The organism is Pseudomonas sp. Sample_21 (assembly GCF_004307525.1).
Taxonomy (GTDB): Bacteria; Pseudomonadota; Gammaproteobacteria; order Pseudomonadales; family Pseudomonadaceae; genus Aquipseudomonas; species Aquipseudomonas atacamensis.
In genome coordinates this window covers 55,428-74,620 of the sequence record NZ_RCNZ01000092.1, presented here as the reverse complement: position 1 = coordinate 74,620, position 19,193 = coordinate 55,428, and the positions used below count along the sequence as shown (strand labels likewise).

Sequence of the window (19,193 nt, the reverse complement as noted above, 5' to 3'; positions counted from 1 at the left end):
CTCCACCTTTCAGTCGAATGTAATGCCCTGCGCCAACGGCAATTCCAGCGAGTAGTTGACGGTGTTGGTCTGCCGGCGCATGTACGCGCGCCAGGCATCGGAGCCGGACTCACGGCCGCCGCCGGTCTCTTTCTCGCCACCAAAGGCACCGCCGATTTCCGCGCCGCTCGGGCCGATGTTGACGTTGGCGATGCCGCAGTCGCTGCCGACCGCCGACATGAACCGCTCGGCCTCACGCACGTCGGTGGTGAAGATGCACGATGACAGGCCTTGCGGCACGGCGTTGTTCAGGCGCAGCGCTTCCTCGAAATCGCTGTAGCCAACCACATAGAGAATCGGCGCGAAGGTTTCGCTGCAGACCACGTCGCTCTGCTCGGGCATTTCCACGATGGCCGGCGACACGTAGTAGGCGTTGGGGAATTGCTCTTCCAGTTGACGCTTGCCACCGAACACCCGGCCGCCTTCGCTCAGTGCCTGTTCCAGCGCATCCTGCATGTTTTCGAAGCTGTGCTTGTCGATCAGCGGGCCGACCAGATTGCCTTCCAGCGGATGGCCGATGCGTACTTTCGAATAGGCAGCCTTGAGGCGGGTGACGATTTCTTCCTTGACCGATTCATGGGCGATCAGACGACGCAAAGTCGTGCAGCGTTGCCCGGCGGTGCCGACGGCGCTGAACAGAATCGCGCGCACCGCCATGTCCAGATCGGCGCTCGGGCCGAGGATCATAGCGTTGTTGCCGCCCAGTTCGAGAATGCTGCGGGCAAATCGCGCGGCGACTTTCGGCGCCACTTCGCGGCCCATGCGCGTGCTGCCGGTGGCACTGATCAGCGCGACACGGGGATCATCGACCAGCGCTTCGCCGGCATCACGACCGCCGATCACCACCTGGCACAGACTCGGTGGGGCATCACTGAAATTTTTCACTACGCGATCAAACAGCGCCTGACAGGCCAGCGCGGTCAGCGGGGTTTTCTCTGATGGCTTCCACACCACCGGGTTGCCGCAGACCAGCGCCAGGGTGGTGTTCCACGCCCACACTGCGACCGGGAAGTTGAATGCGCTGATGACGCCGACCACGCCAAGCGGATGCCAGGTTTCACGCATATGGTGGCCCGGGCGCTCGGAGGCGATGGTCAGACCGTACAACTGGCGCGACAGGCCAACGGCGAAGTCGCAGATGTCGATCATCTCCTGCACTTCACCCAGACCTTCCTGAGTGATCTTGCCGGCCTCCCACGATACCAGCTCGCCAAGGTCGGCCTTGTACTCGCGCAACACTTCGCCGAACTGGCGCACCAGCTCACCGCGACGCGGCGCCGGCACCTTGCGCCAGTGCTCGAATGCATGATCTGCGCGACTGATGTGCTGCTCGACTTCGGCTGCGCCCTCCCAGTTCACCGAGGCAATTTCGCTGCCATCGATGGGTGAATGCACCGGCACTTTGCCGTTCTGGTACAGGGCCGGGTTGACTCCCAGACGATCAAGCAATGCGGCTACCATCGGTCTCTCCTCAAGCAAAAACAGAATGTGTGCGGCCATCCTTCGCATGGCCGGGCAGGCCTTTAGTTGTAGCCTCACTGCGGCGATGCAACAAACGACCTTTACGCCAGATATCATTCCGTTTATTCATGCTGCCTAGCGAAAGACAAGAAAAAGGACTGGCCATGCTGAACAAACGCCACTTGCCCTCGATCACCGCGCTGCAATGCTTCGAGGCCGTGACCCGGCACCTGAGTTTTACCCGCGCCGCCGAAGAGCTGAACCTGACCCAGAGTGCGGTGAGCAAACAGGTCGCGCAGCTTGAAGAACTGTTGCAGCACTTGCTGTTCCGCCGCGTGCGTCGGCGCTTGCAGATGACGCCGGCCGGGGATTTGTATCTGGTCGAGGTCAGAAAAATCCTCAGCCAAGTGGAGATGTCGACGCATTACCTGCGTTCCTACGGCGGCGAGACCGAAGTCCTGCGAGTCTCTACCCCTTCCACCTTCGGCGCCCGTTGGCTGGTGCCGCGCCTGAAAGGCTGGCGCCTGCGCCATCCGTCGATTCATCTGGATCTGTGCAACGAACAGGAGGCCGACGATCTGTTGCAAGGGCGCAGCGATCTGGCTTTCTATTTCGGCCAGGCTTCGCGTCCGGGCACCGAATGCCTGAAATTGTTCGGCGAACAACTGGTGCCGGTCTGCGCCCCGGCCAGCCTGCCGGACACACCATTCACTGACCCGACGCAACTCACCGACCTGGTGCTGCTGCAAAATGCCTCGCGACCGCAGGCCTGGCACGACTGGTTCGACAGTCAGGGCTACCACACCGAACACAGCTACCACGGGCCGCGTTTCGAAACCTTTTACATGTGCATCCGCGCCGCCCAGGTCGGTTGTGGCGTGGCGCTGCTGCCGCGGTTTCTGGTGGAAGAGGAATTGGCCGAAGGCAAACTGGTCATACCCTGGCAGCATGCAATGCCCAGCAGCGATGCCTATTACCTGGCCTACCCGGAGCACGCGGCGGAAGTGCCGAAGGTGCGGGATTTTGTGAAATGGATGCTTGAACAAATCGATAGCCCGGTGTGAGGTCAACCGGGATCCCTGTGGGAGCGAGCCTCCTCGCGAAAGCGTCGGGTCAGCCACATCATCTTTAACTGACACACCGCATTCGCGAGCAGGCTCGCTCCCACAGTGGATCTGCGGCGCTCTGAAAAAATGCTGGCAATCCCCACCGCCGATATGCGCCACTAGCGCCATCGATATAGACCGCGCCAGGCGCGGCGCAACTGGAGACCCGTTTATGAGCGAGAGTGTGTTTGCCGATCGCATCGTGCAGAACCTGCTCGACACCGACTTCTACAAGCTGACGATGATGCAGGCGGTGCTGCACAACTACCCCAACGTCGAAGTCGAATGGGAGTTCCGTTGCCGCAACGCCGAGGATCTGCGCCCGTATCTGGCCGAGATTCGTCATCAGATCGAGCGTCTGGCCGAGCTGAGCCTGAGTGCCGATCAGTTGAGTTTTCTCGAGCGCATCAGCTTTCTGAAACCGGATTTTCTGCGCTTCCTCGGCCTGTTCCGCTTCAACCTGCGCTACCTGCACACCGGCATCGAGAACGGAGAACTGTTCATCCGTCTGCGCGGGCCATGGCTGCATGTGATCCTCTACGAAGTGCCGCTGCTGGCGATCGTCAGCGAAGTGCGCAATCGCTATCGCTACCGGGAGACTTCGCTGGAGCAGGCACGCGAACAGCTGTATCGCAAGTTCGACTGGCTGACCGCCAATGCCTCGGCCGATGAGCTGTCGCAATTGCAGGTTGCCGATTTCGGCACGCGCCGGCGCTTTTCCTTTGGCGTCCAGGCCGAAGTGGTCAACGTCCTCAAGCATGACTTCCCCGGGCGTTTCGTCGGTACCAGCAACGTACATCTGTCCCGCGAGCTGGACATGAAACCGCTGGGCACCATGGCTCACGAGTGGATCATGGCCCATCAGCAACTTGGCCCGCGCCTGATCGACAGCCAGATCGCCGCGCTCGATTGCTGGGTGCGCGAGTATCGCGGTCTGCTCGGCATCGCCCTCACCGACTGCATCACTACCGATGCGTTTCTTGGCGATTTCGATCTGTTCTTCGCCAAGCTCTTCGACGGTCTGCGCCACGATTCCGGGGACCCGGTGGCGTGGGGCGAAAAGTGCATCGCGCACTACCACAAGCTCGGCATCGACCCGATGAGCAAGACCCTGGTGTTCTCCGACAGTCTGACCCTGCCGAAATCGTTGGAGATTTTCCGCGCGCTGCACGGTCGCATCAATGTGAGCTTCGGCATCGGTACCAACCTCACCTGCGATATCCCGGGTGTCGAACCGATGAGCATCGTGCTTAAAATGACCGCCTGCAACGGCCAGCCGGTGGCGAAGATCTCCGACGAGCCTGGCAAGACCCACTGCAAAGATCCGAATTTCGTCGCCTATTTGCGACATGTGTTTCAGGTTCCTGCCGAATCCAGTCTATCTAGCAAGGAGTGAATTCATGCAAGCCGTACAGCGTGAGATTGCTGAGCAGCTCAAGGTGCAACCACCGTTCGCCGACGATCAGGCCCTGCAGGCCGAAGTCGCCCGGCGCCTGACGTTCATTCAGGATTGTCTGGTCAATTCCGGGCTCAAGACCCTGGTGCTGGGCATCAGCGGCGGCGTCGATTCACTGACCGCCGGCCTCCTGGCCCAGCGCGCGGTACGTGAACTGCGCGAAAAAACCGGCGACGACCGCTACAAATTCATCGCCGTGCGCCTGCCCTACGAAACCCAGTTTGACGAGCACGACGCCAAGGCCTCGCTCGACTGCATCGCCCCTGACGAAATCCACACCGTGAACATCGGCCCGGCGGTCAAGGCGCTGGCGGCTCAGGTGTCGGCGTTCGAAGGCAAACCGGCGGCGTCAGTGGATTTCGTGCTGGGCAATACCAAGGCACGGATGCGCATGGTGGCGCAGTACACGATTGCCGGGGTGGCGGGCGGTCTGGTGATTGGCACCGACCACGCGGCGGAAGCAGTGATGGGTTTCTTCACCAAATTCGGCGATGGCGCCTGCGACCTCGCCCCGCTCAGCGGTCTGGTGAAAAATCAGGTGCGTGCGATTGCCCGCAGCTTTGGCGCGCCGGAAACGCTGGTCGAGAAAGTGCCGACGGCAGACCTGGAAGATCTTTCGCCGGGCAAACCGGACGAAGCAGCGCATGGCGTGACCTATGCCGAGATCGATGCGTTTCTGCACGGGGAAACGGTGCGGGACGAGGCGGCGAAGATCATTGTCGATACGTACAACAAGACTCATCACAAGCGGGTCATGCCGTTTGCGCCTTGATTTTTCAAAGGCATGAAAAAGCCCGCGGAGGAGTGATCCTCAGCGGGCTTTTTCTTTGGCCATCAGTGAAGCGGATGGCCTCTTCGCGAGCAGGCTCGCTCCCACATTGGCCCTGATTACTTGACGACGATGGTGCCTTTCATCATCGAGATGTGGCCAGGGAACGAGCAGAAGAAGCCGTAGCCACCGTCAGCCACCTTGGCAACGTCAAAGGTCACCGAATCGGTTTCCTTGGCGCCGATGATCTTGGTGTGGGCGATGATTCGTGCGTCGCCATCTTTCAGGTAGTTCTTGTCGATACCGGCTGCCAGGCCGTCGGTAGCGATTGGCTGCATGTCAGCTTCTTTGCTGATCACCAGGTTATGACCCATGACGTTCTTCGGCAGGCTGCCGGAGTGGGTCAGTTCGACGGTGAAGGTCTTGCAGCTCTTGTCGATCACGATTTCCTTGGTGTTAAAGGACATCTGATCGGTGGAATCAACGGTGGTTTTGCACTCGGCAGCCATCAATTGGCTGCTGGCCAGCGCCAGCAGGGATACCGCAACAACTTTGGAAAACATGGTGAATCTCCAAGGCAGGGTTAACAAAAACACTAGTGGTGGAAAGACTGCCTGAAATCATCGCAAGTTCATATGACTTGAGTCAAAAATTGTATACAACTTTCAGGCTATGACACTCATCGACACAATCTAACGGCCATTTCGTTGGCCCAGACCTATGATCGGCCCACCTACTGAAACGGAGTGCCAGTCATGTTCTTTAACGGCCTGTTGTGCAGCTTGCTCGCCGCCTACGCCTGTGGCGCCAGCGGTACTTTTGAATCACCCGAACGCGAAGTCTAGACCTTGGAGCGCAGCGTGCCAGCCGTTACCCTGTGCGACTGATCGACTCAGGAGTAACGCATGTCGCTGAAATCCGTTTGTGTGTTTTGCGGTGCCAACGCCGGTACCGTGCCGGCCTACACCGAAGCTGCCGTGACCCTCGGCCGGGCATTGGCCGAGCGTAATCTGACGCTGGTCTACGGCGGTGGTGCCGTCGGTTTGATGGGCATTGTCGCTGATGCCGCGCTGGCGGCTGGCGGCGAAGTGATCGGCATCATTCCGCAAAGCCTGATGGACAAGGAGATCGGCCACAAGAGCCTGACGCGCCTGGAAGTGGTCGACGGCATGCATGCGCGCAAGGCGCGGATGGCTGAGCTGAGCGATGCGTTCATCGCCCTGCCCGGCGGCCTCGGCACGCTGGAAGAGCTGTTCGAAGTCTGGACCTGGGGCCAGCTCGGCTATCACGGCAAGCCTTTGGGGCTGCTGGAAGTGAACGGTTTCTACAGCAAACTCACGGCTTTTCTCGATCATATCGTCGGCGAAGGCTTCGTTCGCGCGCCACACCGTGACATGCTGCAAGTGAGCGAATCGCCAGATTCCCTGCTCGACGCCCTCGATCAGTGGCAGCCGACCGTCACGCCCAAGTGGGTCGACCAAAAACCCGGTTAACCCCCGGACACCGATACAGGGCAGAATACGCGCCGCTCAACCTCACCTTCGACCCCAGAGGATCGCCCATGGCCAAACCCAATTACTCCTTCGCCAAACGTCAACGAGACCTGGCAAAGGAACAGAAGAAAGAGGAAAAGCTTCAGCGCAAGAAGCAAACCGCTGAAGAAGCGGCACTGAACCCTGACGGTGAAGTGGCGACCGATGATGATGTTGATGCATCCGATGCACCGAAAGATCAGACGCCCGACGCCTGAGCCCCACCGGGTTTGATGATCGAATCAGACCCTGCGGATTTGTGACGGGGCTGGCAGTTCTGCTGCCGGCCCTCACAGCCCTGCTTTCCCTGACACACCAAAATCACTGTGGGAGCGAGCCTGCTCGCGAAAGCGGTGTATCTGTTACAAATCCATTGGCTGACCTGACGCTATCGCGAGCAGGCTCGCTCCCACATCTGAAAACCCATCAATTCTGAGGCATCACCGTAACCCGCACTTCCGGGTCGTGATTACCGCCACCGAGAATCACCCCCCGCAACGGCGACACATCGGAGAAATCCCTTCCCCACGCCAGCGTGATGTGTTCCAGCGCCGGCTGCACATTATTGGTCGGATCGAAATCCACCCAGCCCGATACCGGACAGAACACCGATACCCACGCATGCGAGGCGTCGGCGCCGATCAGGCGTGGCTGCCCCGGCGGCGGCTGGGTCAGCAGGTAGCCGCTGACATAACGCGCCGCCAGACCGCGCGAGCGCACACAGGCCAGCATCAGATGAGCGAAGTCCTGACAGACGCCGCGTCGACGCTCCAGCACTTCCACCAGCGGCGTCGCCACCTGGGTGGCTTCGGCATCGAAGGTGAATTCGCTGAAGATCTTCTGCATCAGCGCCTGCACCCCGAGCAGCAACGGTCGCCCTGGCGGAAAACAGCTTTGCGAGAACTCGACGAAGCTGCGCTTCAAATGCACATAAGGCGACTGAAACCGGTAGCGACAGGCTTCGAGCAAGTCGGCGGACAACGGCTGACTGCTGTAGGTCAGCGCATCGCGGGTCTGCTCCCACGCGGGCGACTGGTTGAAATCCAGCGCCGGTCGCGCCAGCACCTCCACCGTCAGCCGGGCGTTGACCTGCAATTCATCATGGGGCCGCTCAAACGCCAGACGCGTCAACGGATTGCCGAATACGTCCAGTTCATCACGGCGCATGGTCGGCTCGGGGCTGATCAGCAACTGCTGCTCGGTGCAGCGCTGCCAGCTGCATTCGCGCGGCCACAAGTGCGCCAGTTGCTGCGCGAGGGAGACCGGGCTGTCGTAGTGATAACAGGTGTCGTGAAAGATCTGATATTGAGCGCTCATCACACGGACACCGTACGCTGACTAACATCATCGACATGGGCGAAATGGCGCAGGGCCAGACGATCCGATACCTGGCCGCTGGCTTCGGCGATTTCCTGCAACAGATCGGCCAGACCATCCAGCGCGGCACGTACGCTGGATTTGCTGAACAAAGGATTTTCCAGACAACCGAGATCAAACCGCGACAGGCGCTCGACCAGTTGCGGCAGCGCGGTTTCCCGAGGCGCGGCGAAATCGTCGTTCAGGCGTTTCAGCGTGCGGGTCACCAGTTTCAGCTGAAACAGCACCGCGTGGGGGTTCTGCTCATCCAGCAGCAGCAAATCCAGCACCGGAATCAGTTGCGCCACCGCCAGATAGCGCGAGCGATAGGTAATGCTGCTGTTACCCAACTCCAGCAACCACTCCAGCCCCGCCTGATCGAACGCACCCGCACCGCGCAGAAACGCCGCCAGACTGCTGCTGAGAAATTGCAGGCGTTCGATGCGCCGGCCGATCATCAGAAAGCGCCAGCCTTCGTCGCGGGTCATGTCATCCAGGGCAAACCCCGACAGCGCTGCCAGCGACATCACCAGACGGTTGAGGAAGTCCAGCAGTTCGCCGAAGTCCGGTTCATCGACTTCCAGCTCCAGCGCCTCGCGCTGCAATTCGACCAGCGCCTGCCAGTTTTCCCGGGACAGCTTGCCGCGCACTTGCGAGGCGGCCCATTGCAGGCGTTGCAAATTGGAACGCAGGCTGAACGACCAATCCTCGCCCAGCAACGCAGCGAGCAGGCGCTCCGGCAGTTCGCCCTCATCCGGCAACAGCGCCAGCCGCTCGCCGAGATCGACCGCTGCTTGCAGCGCCTGCGGATCATCGCCATCGACGTAACGCGTGAGCATGATGCGCAGCAGCCGCGCGCTGTCGTCACAGCGCTCGCAGTAGCGGCCGAACCAGAACAGATTTTCCACCACCCGCGACGGCAGATATGGATCGCGGCGGACCAGATCGTGCACGCCGACATTGCGCTGCGCCTTCCACTGCTCGCCACTCGGCGCACGGTCGCTGAGCACCCAGGTGTCCTTGCTCGCCCCGCCGCGCTGCATCGACACCACCTCGGCATCGGCGTCGGCCGCCACTCGGGTCAGACCACCCGGCAACACGCGGTAGCCGTCGTGGCTGGCCACCGCATACATGCGCATGCCGATCGCGCGGGGTTGCAGATGACCGTCCTCGGCTTGCCAGACCGGCGCCTGCGACAGTTGCGCAAGCTCTTGCGCGACGTAGGCATAAGGCCTTGCCTGCATACGCTGCGCCAGCTCGAGGCGCTGGCTTTCATTCAAGTCACGGCCGAAAACAGGCGCGAAGCTCTGCGACGGGAACGCCGGTTTGATCAGCAGCTCCGGAAGTTTTTCCAACGCCTGCGCCAGCACTGGCGCTTCACCGCACCACCAGGTGGCGATCGACGGCAGGATCAGTTCTTCGTCAAACAGGAACTGGTTGATCTTCGGCAAAAACCCCAGCAGCCCCGGCGATTCCAGCACCCCGCTGCCTAGCGCATTGGCCACCAGCACCCGCCCCTGACGCACCGCCTCCAGCAGACCGGGGACCCCGAGCGCCGAGTCGGTCCGCAGTTCCAGCGGGTCGCAGAAATCATCGTCGAGGCGGCGCATGATCGCGTGCACCCGGCGCAGGCCGCTGAGGGTTTTCAGGTACACCGTGGCATTACGCACAGTCAGATCGCCGCCCTCGACCAGCGGATAACCGAGCTGGCGCGCCAGATACAGGTGCTCGAAATAACTTTCATTGAACCGCCCCGGCGTCAGCAGCACCACCAGCGGTGCGTCATCGCCCTGCGGTGCCTGACGGGCCAGGGTTTCCTGCAAGGTGCGGAAGAAACCGGCCAGATGCTGAACCTTCAGATCACGGTACAAATCGGGAAAGGCGCGGGAGACGATGGTGCGGTTTTCCAGCGCATAGCCGGCCCCGGACGGCGCCTGGGTGCGATCGGCAGTGACCCACCAGCGACCATCCGGCGTGCGCGCCAGATCCACGGCATACAAATGCAGAAAGGCTGACTCGGGCGGGGCAATGCCCTGACAGGGCCAGAGAAAATTGTTGTGCCCGAACACCAGCTCGGCGGGCAGCAGGCCTTCGCTGATCAACCGCTGCGGACCGTACAGATCCGCCAGCACTGCATTGAGCAAGCGCGCACGCTGAGCGATGCCAGCGGACAATTGCTGCCATTCATCAGCCGCGATCACATGGGGCAGCAGATCCAGCTCCCACGGCCGGTCAGCGCCCTTGGGATCGGCATAGACGTTATAGGTGACGCCGTTTTCCTGAATCTGCCGCGCCAGCAAGGCCTGACGCTGCACCAGTTGCGCCGGGCTGCTGCGCTGCAACTGATCGAACAGGCGCTGCCAATGCGCACGCACTGCGCCGCTGCCGTCGAGCAGTTCGTGATAGGTGCCCGCAGTCAGCGGGTAGCGGTCTAACAGGTCAGGCATGGAAAGCTCGGCAGACAGCAGGGAACGGTCAGACTAACGCAGGCACATGACACGCGGATATACGAAAAATCCGCGTGTTGCGTAGGCTCTAGTAACGGCGCAGGTCGATGGTCATCGGTAGCTCGTCATTGATTTCTACCTTGGGTACGGGAAGTTTCCCCGGCGTGTGTCCGAGGCGGAAAAACCGCGCCATGCGCCGGCTCTCCGCTTCATTGGCATTGACCGGCAAGGTCTCGTAATTGCGCCCGCCGGGATGGGCGACGTGGTACTGGCAACCACCCAGCGAACGCCCCATCCAGGTATCGAGCAGGTCGAACACCAACGGCGCGTGCACCGGTATGGTCGGATGCAGACAGTTGGCTGGTTGCCACGCCCGAAAGCGCACCCCGGCGACAAACTCACCCACCCGCCCGGTCGGGTGCAACGGCACCGCGACGCCATTGCAAGTCAGCAGATAGCGCTGTGGCGGCAAGCCGTTGAGTTTGACCTGCAAGCGCTCCAGCGATGAATCGACGTAGCGCACCGTGCCGCCCGCCGAGCCCTCCTCGCCCAGCACGTGCCAGGGTTCGAGCGCCTGACGCAGCTCCAGCTCGATGCCATTGACGGCGTAGTCACCGACCTTGGGAAAACGAAACTCGAGATGCGCCGCGAACCACTCCGCACGCAACGGATAGCCGGCGTTGTTGAGCTCGACGATGACGTCGGCGAAATCCTGCTCGATAAAGTGCGGCAGCAAAAAGCGATCGTGCAGCTCGGTGCCCCAGCGTGCCAGTTTCGCCGGCGCATAAGGCTCGCGCCAAAAGCGCGCGACCAGCGCCCGCAGCAGCAACTGCTGAGCCAGACTCATGCGCGCATGGGGCGGCATTTCAAAAGCGCGCAGTTCCAGCAAGCCGAGACGCCCGGTGGCGCCGTCCGGTGAATACAGTTTGTCGATGCAGAATTCGGCGCGATGGGTATTGCCGGTGACGTCGATCAGCAGATTGCGCAACAGTCGATCGACCAGCCACGGTGCACATTCCTCGCCCGGTTCCGGCATCTGCGCGAAAGCGATTTCCAGTTCGTACAAGGCGTCATTACGCGCCTCGTCGACGCGTGGCGCCTGGGACGTCGGGCCGATGAAGAGGCCGGAAAACAGGTACGACAGCGAAGGATGGTTGTGCCAGTAACTGATCAGACTGCGCAGCAGATCCGGCCGCCGCAGAAACGGTGAGTCCGCCGGTGTCGCGCCGCCAAGGACGAAATGGTTGCCGCCGCCGGTGCCGGTGTGGCGCCCGTCGATCATGAACTTCTCGGTGGTCAGCCGGGTCTGTCGTGCCTGTTCATAGAGAAACTCAGTGCGCTCGACCAACTCGTCCCAGGTCGCCGATGGCTGCACGTTGACCTCGATCACGCCCGGGTCCGGAGTGACACGGAAATTGCTCAGGCGCGGATCACTTGGTGGTTCATAGCCTTCCAGCAGCACCGGGCAATGCAGTTCTTCAGCGGTGGCCTCAATGGCCGAGACCAGTTCCAGATAATCCTCGACCCGCTCCAGCGGCGGCATGAACAGATACAGCCGGCCTTCGCGGGCCTCGGCGCAGAATGCGGTACGGGTCAGCCAGTCAGCGGACTCGTCGATTTTCGGCACCCGCTCATCCAGCGCAGCAGGTTCGCCGTGCACACCGAGCTGCGCGGCATCCGGTAGTTCAGCGAAGTCCTGATTCGGATCGTTGGGATGGATGAACGGATATTCCGCCGCTTTCACCCACGGCTGCGACGCCAGCGGCAAGCGATAACCCAGCGGCGAATCCCCCGGCACCAAGCGACAGTGCTCATCGCGCAGATACCATCGCCCGCTCTGCCATTGATCGCCCTTTGCCGTGCGCGCCAGCGGCAGCACCTGGCCGATCACCTTGTTCAGGCCCTGACTGAAGACCTTGCGCAATCGCGCGCGCTCCAGCGGTTCTTCCAGCCGCGAATCTTCGGCGCTGACGTTGCCGGGCAACGCGCCCTCGCGCCAGAGGTAATAGAGATGATCCTCGTAGGCCGGGAAGACGAAGCGTGCAGGCAACTTCAGGCGCTCGGCGACGCTGGCAAGAAAGCGTCCGGCCAGTTCGCCGTCGGCGCCGTAGTCCTGCTGTTCGTCGGCGATCAATGCGTCGTTGTGCCAGATCGGCTGACCGTCGCGGCGCCAGTAACAATTGAGCGACCAGCGCGGCAATTGCTCGCCGGGATACCACTTGCCCTGACCGAAATGCACCAGCCCCTGCGGTGCATATTGCTTGCGCATGCGTTGAAACAGTTCGGCGGACAGCCGACGCTTGTCCGGCCCCAGCGCGGCAGTGTTCCATTCGGCGCCGTCCGGGTCGTCAATGGAGACGAAGGTCGGTTCGCCGCCCATGGTCAGGCGCACATCGCCTTCGAGCAGATCGGCATCGATCTGCCGCCCCAGCGCCTGGATCGCCCGCCACTGTTCATCGGTGTAGGGCTTGGTGACACGTGGCGCTTCCCAGATTCGCTCGACCGACATTTCGTGGCTGAACTGTGTCTCGCAAGGTTCGACCAGACCACTGATCGGCGCCGCCGAGGACGGATCGGGACTGCACGCCAACGGTATATGCCCTTCCCCGGCGAACAACCCGGACGTCGCATCAAGGCCAATCCAGCCGGCCCCCGGCAGATACACCTCGCACCAGGCGTGCAGGTCGGTGAAGTCGACTTCGGTGCCCGACGGGCCGTCGAGGCTTTTCACGTCGGCGGTCAGTTGAATCAGGTAGCCGGAAACAAACCGCGCCGCCAGACCGAGATTACGCAACAGCTGCACCAGCAACCATGCCGAATCACGGCAGGAACCGGAGGCGTGTTGCAGTGTGTGCTCCGGAGTCTGCACGCCGGGCTCCATGCGGATCAGGTAGCCGATGTCTTCGCTGAGGCGCTGATTGAGCGCCACCAGAAAATCCACCGCCGGCAGTGGCGTGCGGTCGATGCTGTCCAGGTAAGCCTTGAACGTTGGCGTCAGCGGCAGGGTTTCGAGGTATGGCGCCAACTCCTTGCGCTCGTCGGCGGCGTAGCTGAACGGGATTCGCTCGGCGTACGGTTCGAGGAAGAAATCGAACGGATTGAACACCGCCATTTCCGCGACCAGATCGACTTCGATGCGCAGCTCTGCGGTTTTTTCCGGGAACACCAGACGTGCCAGGTAATTGCCTTGGGGGTCTTGCTGCCAGTTGATGAAATGCTGCTCGGGCGAGACTTTCAGCGCATAGGAAAGAATTCGCGTGCGGCTGTGGGGCGCCGGGCGCAGGCGGACGATCTGCGGGCCGAGTTCGACAGCGCGGTCGTAGCGATAATGCGTGACGTGATGCAATGCGACATGAATCGACACGGCGTGCCTCCTGCGAGCCTTGGGCGTATGGGAAAGCGCGCAAGACTTATGCCATGCACGGGCTTGCGCGCTTTCGCGAAATGCTCAAGGCAGTACAGCACCAAAACCGGGCGATGCGAGGAAATGGTTTGGCTCAGTTGCACGCAAATGTTGCGAACGCTGATTCTTGCGGTGTTTGATCGGACGCTTTCGCGAGCAGGCTCGCTCCCACATGTGCAATGCGTTCCCCTGTGGGAGCGAGCCTGCTCGCGAAGAGGCCAGCGGCAACAACTTGATCGTTCCCACGTTCTGCGTGGGAATGCAGCCGGTGACGCTCCGCGTCACAACCATGTTCGACAATACTGCGAGTAACGGCTGGAACGCGGAGCGTCCCGAGAAGCATTCCCACGCGGAGCGTGGGAACGATCAGCAAAACGCCAACCCGAAGGTTGGCGTTCTGTTCAGCTCAAGCAGTGTTTAGCGCGGCACGACCGGCTTGCGTGTCGGCTTCGGCCCTTTGCCTTTGGCCGCATCCTTGCGCTCCTTGGCCGCCTGCTGGTTGCGGGCGAATGCCGCAGCCTTGGCCTGTTCACGCTTGTCCCACGGATTACCGCCATCACTGGCACGCGGCGGCAGACCGGTGTGCTGGGTGAGAATCTTGGTGGTCTTCTCTTTGGCGACCTTGTGGCTGCCGGCCGGCGTCGAGTTCTTGCGACGGGCGCTCTGGTAGCTGTCGGTGGCTGGCTGATGCGCCGGTATCAGTTGATCCTTGCCCGGGCCGATCAGATCGGCGCGGCCCATGCGGATCAGCGCTTCACGCAGCATCGGCCAGCCTTTCGGGTCGTGATAACGCAAGAATGCTTTGTGCAGACGACGCTGATCTTCGCTCTTGACGATGGTCACGCCGTCGCTCTTGTACGTCACCTTGCGCAGCGGGTTCTTGCCCGAGTGGTACATCGCCGTAGCGGTGGCCATCGGCGACGGATAGAACGCCTGCACCTGGTCGGCGCGGAAGCCATTGCCCTTGAGCCACAGGGCGAGGTTCATCATGTCTTCGTCGGTGGTGCCCGGGTGGGCGGCGATGAAGTACGGAATCAGGTACTGCTCCTTGCCCGCTTCCTTGGTGTACTTCTCGAACATGCGCTTGAACTTGTCATAGCTGCCGATGCCCGGTTTCATCATCTGGTTGAGCGGACCTTCCTCGGTGTGTTCCGGGGCGATCTTCAGGTAACCGCCAACGTGGTGGGTCACCAGCTCCTTGACGTACTCCGGCGACTCGACGGCGAGGTCGTAACGCAAACCGGAGGCGATCAGAATCTTCTTCACACCCGGCAGGGCACGGGCGCTGCGATACAGCTGAATCAGCGAAGAGTGGTCGGTGTTGAGGTTCGGGCAGATACCGGGGAACACGCACGACGGCTTGCGGCAGGCGGATTCGATTTCCGGGCTCTTGCAGGCGATGCGGTACATGTTCGCAGTCGGGCCGCCGAGGTCGGAAATGACCCCGGTGAAACCCGGCACCTTGTCGCGGATCTCTTCGATTTCGCGAATGATCGACTCTTCGGAACGGTTCTGGATGATGCGGCCTTCGTGCTCGGTGATCGAGCAGAAGGTGCAGCCACCAAAGCAGCCACGCATGATGTTCACCGAGAAACGGATCATGTCGTACGCCGGGATCTTCTCCTTGCCGTACGCCGGGTGCGGCACACGGGCGTAAGGCATGCCGAACACGTAGTCCATTTCTTCAGTGGTCATCGGAATCGGCGGCGGGTTGAACCAGACATCGAGCTCGCCATGCTTCTGCACCAGCGCACGGGCGTTGCCCGGGTTGGTTTCCAGGTGCAACACGCGGTTGGCGTGGGCGTACAAAACCGGGTCGTTTCGCACCTTCTCCATCGACGGCAGGCGGATCACGGTCTTGTCGCGGGTCATGCGCGGGCTGGCCAGAATCTGCACGACCTTGGCTTCCTGCGGATCTTCGACCGGGCCTTTTTCCTGCTCGATGGCGCAGGCCTGGGTGTCCTGGGTATTCACGTACGGGTTGATGATTTTGTCGACCTTGCCCGGACGGTCGATGCGCGTGGAGTCGACTTCGTACCAGCCCTGTGGCGTATCGCGACGGATGAACGCGGTGCCGCGCACATCGGTGATGTCTTCGATCTTGTGGCCCCACGACAGGCGCTGGGCAACTTCGACAATCGCGCGCTCGGCGTTGCCGTACAGCAGAATGTCGGCGCTGGCGTCGATCAGGATCGAGTTGCGCACGCGATCCTGCCAATAGTCGTAGTGGGCGATGCGGCGCAGCGAGGCTTCGATGCCGCCGAGCACGATCGGCACGTGCTTGTAGGCTTCCTTGCAGCGCTGGCTGTAAACCAGGCTGGCGCGATCCGGACGCTTGCCGGCCATGCCGCCGGGGGTGTACGCGTCATCGGAACGGATTTTCTTGTCCGCGGTGTAGCGGTTGATCATCGAGTCCATGTTGCCCGCCGCGACGCCGAAGAACAGGTTCGGCTCGCCGAGCTTCATGAAGTCGTCTTTGGACTGCCAGTTCGGCTGCGCGATGATCCCGACGCGGAAGCCTTGCGACTCCAGCAGCCGGCCGATGATCGCCATGCCGAACGACGGATGATCGACGTAGGCATCACCGGTAACAATGATGATGTCGCACGAATCCCAGCCGAGCTGATCCATCTCCTCCCTGCTCATCGGCAGGAATGGCGCTGGCCCGAAACATTCGGCCCAATATTTTGGATAGTCAAATAACGGCTTGGCTGCTTGCATGTCGACGACCGGTGTTGAAGTGAAAAATCGCGGGCGCGGAATATAGCACAAATTTTGACCAATTCCGACGACGGTGGTCGGTTTCTCTGTGCGCTGCTCTCGCGCCGCCAACCCGCCACACATTACGCGTTTTTGTTGAACGCACGACGCACGAAACGGCAAGGAAGCCGCCCGCCCGTCGCACTCCCAAGAGCAGCGGGGCATTAAACGAAAAGGAAGACAGGCAATGGCACCCAAACCGCCAACCAGAGGCATCACGACCGTCTCGGTTCATAACCCGCGGCCCGATTATTCGATCACCCGGCCTGGTTTCACGGCGCTTTTCGATGGCGGACCGGGGCACAAAATTCCCACACGCCCGACTCCCACAACGGTATCGACATCGATCGATCACGGACTCAACCGCATTACCTCCGTGCCTGCGCGGGCAACGGTCAGCACGACAGCGGCCGCCGAATCGGCTGCAGTTGTGCATGAGCGGCCCTTGGGAGATTACTGGATCACTTCGCTGGTCGTGTTGCCGTCAGCCAATGCCGAAGGCATTTCGACGCTTAAGGGACGTCAGTATGTCCAAGTGCCTGAGGGTGGCACCGTGCAGGTCGGTCTGGACCCCGCCAACGGTCTTTACCGGGCGAAATTGCCCAGCGAATTGCACCCGTCCGGTCCGCTGTTGCAGTTCGATGCCGAGAGCCGTCTCTGGCAACCCGTCGATACCTGGGCGCCATCGACCTATCCGCTATCCCCGAGCCGGCTCGAGGCGTTTCGCACCGATCTGGATTTCAGCACGGCCGAGCCGGGCGGCGATGGCCTGTTGCGCTTCAACGGCAAACTCTATGTGCAGATCGAGAATCAGGCCTATCAGGTCTTGCATGATCTTGATGCATCAGCGCCGCAGAGGGCGGTCATGCGTATCGTTCGCCCCGACGATCCCATCGCCAGCGATGCCACGAATGTTTACGTCGCATCCCGTCCAGGCAGGTCGGAACCGATCATTTTCGACGCTCGCTACGGCTGGCGAGGGACCAGTGTAACGGGGGCAGCCGGGATGCAGAGAGCGACAGGAGTGGCGCCCTCGGAGCTATGGCAGCGGGTGGAAGTCGGAATCAGACTTGGCCACTTCAACAAACGAATCGAGCAGGACACCGCTAAAAGTGAACACCTGAAGGAGGTGTGGCGCAGCATCAGGGAAGCGGGGGGCGAGCGCTCAGACGCGGTCAAGCGCGAAACGATGGCGCTGCTTGATCGTGAATTACACAGCCATCAGGCGCTGAGGTACCTTGAAAAAGCAATAAAATTCCATAAGCAGCAAAAACCCGCGGTACGGCACTTCATGAAGAAGGAAGACTACGACAAAAAAATGATTGCGATGCACAAGATCCAAATGAGCTTTTACGATCAATTGGTCGAATGCGGCTTGACCCGCCATGCGCTGGGAGGTCCATTGATCGACATCGACAGGCTCCCGCGAACAGTCAACGTCCTGGGGAAAATTCTCGGCCATATGCGAGAGCGCCAGCACATTGCCGACAATCTGGTGAACACCTGGCGGGTCCCGCCGGACGAATTCAGTGCGTACGCTCTGACACCAATGGACACTCACGACGTCGTGGCTTCGTGGGTATTGGCCAAAAGCCTGATGCTGGACGACCATCAATCAGGCGGAAACTACCCTCAGGCCTCCGAACTGGCGACCAGATTTGGTCAGGTAACTTTCGTGTATGGAGCGCTGGGTAAAATTCCGGAGACTTCGCACCCTGCGATATTGCGTGATCTGCTCCAGGAATGCACAGCCCTTCGCTACTGGTACGAGCGCCTTGATCTGGCACCCGATGAGCAGCACGCAACGTCACGCACGGCTATCACCGCCGAGCTGAAAATATTCGAAGAGACGCTGACTCATCGCCTGTTCCAATATCAACGCCAGCCTGATGTACCGGCGCTGCCGATCAACGATCAGGCCATTGATTTCGAGTATGTTCCGGAGCAGGACAGATCCGGCTTCCAACCGCCACCCAAGCGCATTTTCAAGGCAAAGAAACACGGTATTTACAAGATCCATGTCGGCGAGTCCCGACGTACCGCGCACAACGAAGAAGTCATCGATGTACGCAGTCTGCACGACCCGCAACAGCCAGTGCAGACCTATGAACAAAGAGCTGGTGAGTGGCACCCCGTCCGCACAACGCAGGACACAAACCTGCCCGACCTGACTCTCAGAGCCAATCAGCACCTTGAGCAAACCGACGCACATGTGCGCGAAGCCCGGCGCGAAGAGTCGCGCAAAAACCATCCGGACAACATTGTCGAGATGCTTGAGCGCAAGGCCGGGGCAATGGATGAGATCGCACTCCAGCTTCGGCGACAGGAGCCGACCGATGGCGAAACAGATGCGCTGATCCAACGCCTGCAGGACACCAGTGAACGCCTGCGCAGCGAGGGCGAAAACATTCGTGTCCGGATCTACAAGGACATACATTTTCTGAGCCCCGACCGATTGCTGTATCTGATCGACAAGGGCGAAGTACGTGCGCAGAAAATCGAGACCCGGTTGAAACGCGGCAAGGGGCAGAATCGAGACTTTATCGACGTCTATCTACTGACGGATGCGCATACCTACGACCCCCTCTGGCACGCGCACTTTCATTACGCGAAACCGGATACGCCCGATCTCAACTTCAATGTTTCCGGCGCGCACCTGAAAACCCTTGAGCAAAGCCGCATGGGTGTGCGTTCGCAGCGCCGGGAAGAACGGGCGCAGCGGCCACACAAACCTATCTGGCGCGCCGCCCTCGATGGCCACGCAGCACAGAAAATTTTCGACCTCGCCGCCACCTCTTTCCATCCCGAGACACATCATCAGGCATGACGCCGAACCGGCCGGCAGCGTCCGTTGCGGACGCGAC

Annotated in this window: 12 protein-coding genes; 6 read left to right on the top strand and 6 right to left on the bottom strand. The window is 61.0% G+C overall.

The annotated features are described in order from the left end of the window. Nucleotides 1–9 precede the first annotated feature (9 nt). A complete protein-coding gene (locus D8U71_RS17860) occupies nt 10–1,500 on the bottom strand; it encodes an aldehyde dehydrogenase family protein (RefSeq protein WP_130888324.1) in 1,491 nt (496 codons plus the stop codon). A gap of 164 nt (nt 1,501–1,664) precedes the next feature. Between D8U71_RS17860 and D8U71_RS17855 the strand changes: the two genes are divergently transcribed. From D8U71_RS17855 to nadE, 3 genes are all read left to right on the top strand, one after another. Beyond that, on the top strand, nt 1,665–2,564 hold the full coding sequence (locus tag D8U71_RS17855) for a LysR family transcriptional regulator (protein ID WP_016771921.1): 900 nt from the start codon (nt 1,665–1,667) through the stop codon (nt 2,562–2,564). A gap of 214 nt (nt 2,565–2,778) precedes the next feature. Further along, nucleotides 2,779–4,002, top strand: a complete 1,224-nt coding sequence (gene pncB, locus D8U71_RS17850) for a nicotinate phosphoribosyltransferase (RefSeq protein ID WP_024011382.1) — start codon at nt 2,779–2,781, stop codon at nt 4,000–4,002. Nucleotides 4,003–4,006: 4 nt separating this feature from the next. Continuing rightward, nucleotides 4,007–4,834: an ammonia-dependent NAD(+) synthetase gene (nadE, locus tag D8U71_RS17845; protein WP_016771924.1), complete on the top strand. Its 828-nt coding sequence runs from the start codon at nt 4,007–4,009 to the stop codon at nt 4,832–4,834. Nucleotides 4,835–4,950: 116 nt separating this feature from the next. Here nadE and azu read toward each other — a convergent pair whose 3' ends face one another. Continuing rightward, complete coding sequence (gene azu, locus D8U71_RS17840) at nt 4,951–5,394, bottom strand: azurin (RefSeq protein ID WP_016771925.1); 444 nt, start codon at nt 5,392–5,394, stop codon at nt 4,951–4,953. A gap of 342 nt (nt 5,395–5,736) precedes the next feature. On the opposite strand from azu, the gene D8U71_RS17835 reads away from it, so the two are divergent. Beyond that, a complete protein-coding gene (locus D8U71_RS17835) occupies nt 5,737–6,324 on the top strand; it encodes a TIGR00730 family Rossman fold protein (RefSeq protein WP_016771926.1) in 588 nt (195 codons plus the stop codon). Between the two features lie 68 nt (nt 6,325–6,392). After that, the gene (locus tag D8U71_RS17830) at nt 6,393–6,581 is read left to right on the top strand and encodes a hypothetical protein (protein ID WP_016771927.1); all 189 of its coding nucleotides are present in this window, start codon (nt 6,393–6,395) and stop codon (nt 6,579–6,581) included. Between the two features lie 208 nt (nt 6,582–6,789). Here the strand turns inward: D8U71_RS17830 and D8U71_RS17825 are convergent, their stop codons facing one another. The 4 genes from D8U71_RS17825 to D8U71_RS17805 all read right to left on the bottom strand — a co-directional run bounded on the left by D8U71_RS17825 (nt 6,790) and on the right by D8U71_RS17805 (nt 16,290). Beyond that, entirely contained in the window at nt 6,790–7,680 is an 891-nt protein-coding gene (locus D8U71_RS17825; RefSeq protein ID WP_016771928.1) for a transglutaminase family protein, read from the bottom strand. Then, nucleotides 7,680–10,166, bottom strand: coding sequence for a circularly permuted type 2 ATP-grasp protein (locus D8U71_RS17820; RefSeq protein WP_130888323.1), 2,487 nt, complete (start codon nt 10,164–10,166; stop codon nt 7,680–7,682). Before D8U71_RS17820 ends, D8U71_RS17825 begins: the two co-directional genes overlap by 1 nt. Before the next feature lie 88 nt (nt 10,167–10,254). Beyond that, the gene (locus D8U71_RS17815; RefSeq protein WP_130888322.1) at nt 10,255–13,530 is read right to left on the bottom strand and encodes a transglutaminase family protein; all 3,276 of its coding nucleotides are present in this window, start codon (nt 13,528–13,530) and stop codon (nt 10,255–10,257) included. 456 nt (nt 13,531–13,986) lie between these two features. Continuing rightward, entirely contained in the window at nt 13,987–16,290 is a 2,304-nt protein-coding gene (locus D8U71_RS17805) for a YgiQ family radical SAM protein (RefSeq protein ID WP_016771932.1), read from the bottom strand. 226 nt (nt 16,291–16,516) lie between these two features. On the opposite strand from D8U71_RS17805, the gene D8U71_RS17800 reads away from it, so the two are divergent. Continuing rightward, nucleotides 16,517–19,156, top strand: a complete 2,640-nt coding sequence (locus D8U71_RS17800; protein WP_130888320.1) for a hypothetical protein — start codon at nt 16,517–16,519, stop codon at nt 19,154–19,156. Nucleotides 19,157–19,193: the final 37 nt, after the last annotated feature.

Bases quoted from the DNA above. Each gene is read 5' to 3' on its own strand.
- pncB (WP_024011382.1), top strand. From the start codon at position 2,779: ATGAGCGAGAGTGTGTTTGCCGATCGCATCGTGCAGAACCTGCTCGAC.
- D8U71_RS17820 (WP_130888323.1), bottom strand. From the start codon at position 10,166: ATGCCTGACCTGTTAGACCGCTACCCGCTGACTGCGGGCACCTATCAC.
- nadE (WP_016771924.1), top strand. From the start codon at position 4,007: ATGCAAGCCGTACAGCGTGAGATTGCTGAGCAGCTCAAGGTGCAACCA.
- D8U71_RS17830 (WP_016771927.1), top strand. From the start codon at position 6,393: ATGGCCAAACCCAATTACTCCTTCGCCAAACGTCAACGAGACCTGGCA.
- D8U71_RS17825 (WP_016771928.1), bottom strand. From the start codon at position 7,680: ATGAGCGCTCAATATCAGATCTTTCACGACACCTGTTATCACTACGAC.
- D8U71_RS17805 (WP_016771932.1), bottom strand. From the start codon at position 16,290: ATGCAAGCAGCCAAGCCGTTATTTGACTATCCAAAATATTGGGCCGAA.
- D8U71_RS17800 (WP_130888320.1), top strand. From the start codon at position 16,517: ATGGCACCCAAACCGCCAACCAGAGGCATCACGACCGTCTCGGTTCAT.
- azu (WP_016771925.1), bottom strand. From the start codon at position 5,394: ATGTTTTCCAAAGTTGTTGCGGTATCCCTGCTGGCGCTGGCCAGCAGC.
- D8U71_RS17835 (WP_016771926.1), top strand. From the start codon at position 5,737: ATGTCGCTGAAATCCGTTTGTGTGTTTTGCGGTGCCAACGCCGGTACC.
- D8U71_RS17855 (WP_016771921.1), top strand. From the start codon at position 1,665: ATGCTGAACAAACGCCACTTGCCCTCGATCACCGCGCTGCAATGCTTC.
- D8U71_RS17860 (WP_130888324.1), bottom strand. From the start codon at position 1,500: ATGGTAGCCGCATTGCTTGATCGTCTGGGAGTCAACCCGGCCCTGTAC.